This is a genomic window from Streptococcus halitosis, from assembly GCF_023147855.1.
Taxonomy (GTDB): Bacteria; Bacillota; Bacilli; order Lactobacillales; family Streptococcaceae; genus Streptococcus; species Streptococcus halitosis_B.
Map to the genome: position 1 here is coordinate 1 of NZ_JAHXOP010000011.1, position 1,962 is coordinate 1,962.

A 1,962-nucleotide genomic window follows, 5' to 3' on the forward strand; every position below is an offset into this window, starting at 1 on the left:
ATAAAGCAGTAAAAGAAAACACTGCAAAGAATGCAGCGCTTCAAGCTGAAAATGAAGCGATTAAACAACGTAATGAAACTGCAAAAGCGACTTATGAAGCGGCAATGAAGCAGTATGAAGCAGATCTCGCAGTTATTAAGAAAGCTAAGGCAGATAATGATGCTGATTACCAAGCAAAATTAGCAGCCTACCAGACAGAATTGGCTCGTGTTCAAAAGGCAAATGCTGATGCTAAAGCAGCCTATGAAAAGGCAGTTGAAGAAAACACAGCTAAAAACACAGCGATTCAAGCTGAAAATGAAGCGATTAAGCAACGTAACGCTGCTGCAAAATCGACTTATGAAGCTGCGATGAAGAAATACGAAGCAGATTTGGCGGAAGTTAAGCAAGCGAATGCTACCAATGAAGCAGACTACCAAACTAAGTTAGCGGCTTATCAGACAGAACTAGCTCGCGTTCAAAAAGCGAACGCCGATGCAAAAGCGACCTATGAGAAGGCTGTTGAAGACAATAAGGCAAAAAATGCTGCGATTAAAGCTGAAAACGAAGAAATCAAGCAACGTAATGCCGCCATAAAAGCTGAATACGAAGCTAAAATAGCCAAATATCAAGCAGATAGTGAACAATATAAGAAAGATTTCGCAGCTTATACTGCAGCACTCGCAGAAGCGGAGAGTAAAAAGAAGCAAGATGGTTATCTTTCAGAACCAAGATCACAATCGTTGAACTTTAAATCAGAACCAAATGCAATACGAACAATTGATTCATCTGTACATCAATATGGGCAGCAGGAATTGGATGCTTTGGTAAAATCATGGGGGATTTCGCCAACAAATCCTGATAGGACAAAATCTACAGCATATTCATATTTCAATGCAATCAATTCGAATAACACTTATGCAAAACTTGTATTAGAAAAGGATAAACCAGTCGATGTTACCTATACTGGTCTAAAAAATTCAAGTTTTAATGGTAAGAAAATTTCAAAAGTAGTTTACACTTACACATTAAAAGAAACAGGTTTTAACGATGGAACCAAAATGACTATGTTTGCCTCGAGTGATCCAACTGTGACAGCATGGTATAATGATTATTTTACTTCTACAAACATTAATGTAAAGGTTAAGTTTTATGATGAAGAAGGTAAACTTATGAATCTCACAGGAGGATTAGTTAATTTTTCATCTCTAAATAGAGGTAATGGTAGTGGGGCAATTGATAAAGATGCAATTGAAAGTGTTAGAAACTTTAACGGTCGATATATTCCAATTTCTGGTTCATCTATCAAGATTCATGAAAATAACTCTGCTTATGCAGATTCATCAAATGCAGAAAAATCGCTAGGGGCTCGTTGGGATACATCGGAATGGGATACAGCCTCTAGTCCAAATAAGTGGTATGGTGCTATTGTCGGTGAAATAACTCAATCGGAGATTAGCTTTAATATGGCTTCTTCTAAAAGTGGAAATATTTGGTTTGCTTTCAATTCGGACATTAATGCGATTGGGGTTCCGACGAAACCTATTGCACCAACGACTCCAACTCAACCAATGTATGAGACAGAGAAACCATTGGAGCCAGCTCCAGTAGCACCGAGCTACGAAAATGAGCCAACACCACCGGTAAAAACTCCAGATCAACCAGAGCCATCAAAACCAGAAGAGCCAAAATATGAGACAGAGAAACCATTGGAACCAGCTCCAGTAGCCCCAAGCTACGAAAATGAGCCAACACCACCGGTAAAAACTCCAGATCAACCGGAGCCATCAAAACCAGAAGAGCCAACATATGAGACAGAGAAACCATTGGAACCAGCTCCAGTAGCCCCAAGCTACGAAAATGAGCCAACTCCACCAGTTAAGACTCCAGATCAACCAGAGCCATCAAAACCAGAAGAGCCAAATTATGATCCATTGCCAACTCCGCCGGTAGCACCAACTCCTAAGCAGTTGCCAACACCAC

1 protein-coding gene is annotated in these 1,962 nt (G+C 40.0%); it reads left to right on the forward strand.

Annotated features, from left to right (window positions below):
• Window positions 1-1,962 (forward strand): GbpC/Spa domain-containing protein (locus KZX55_RS09150; protein WP_282437553.1); only part of this gene is annotated, 1,962 nt, incomplete at both ends.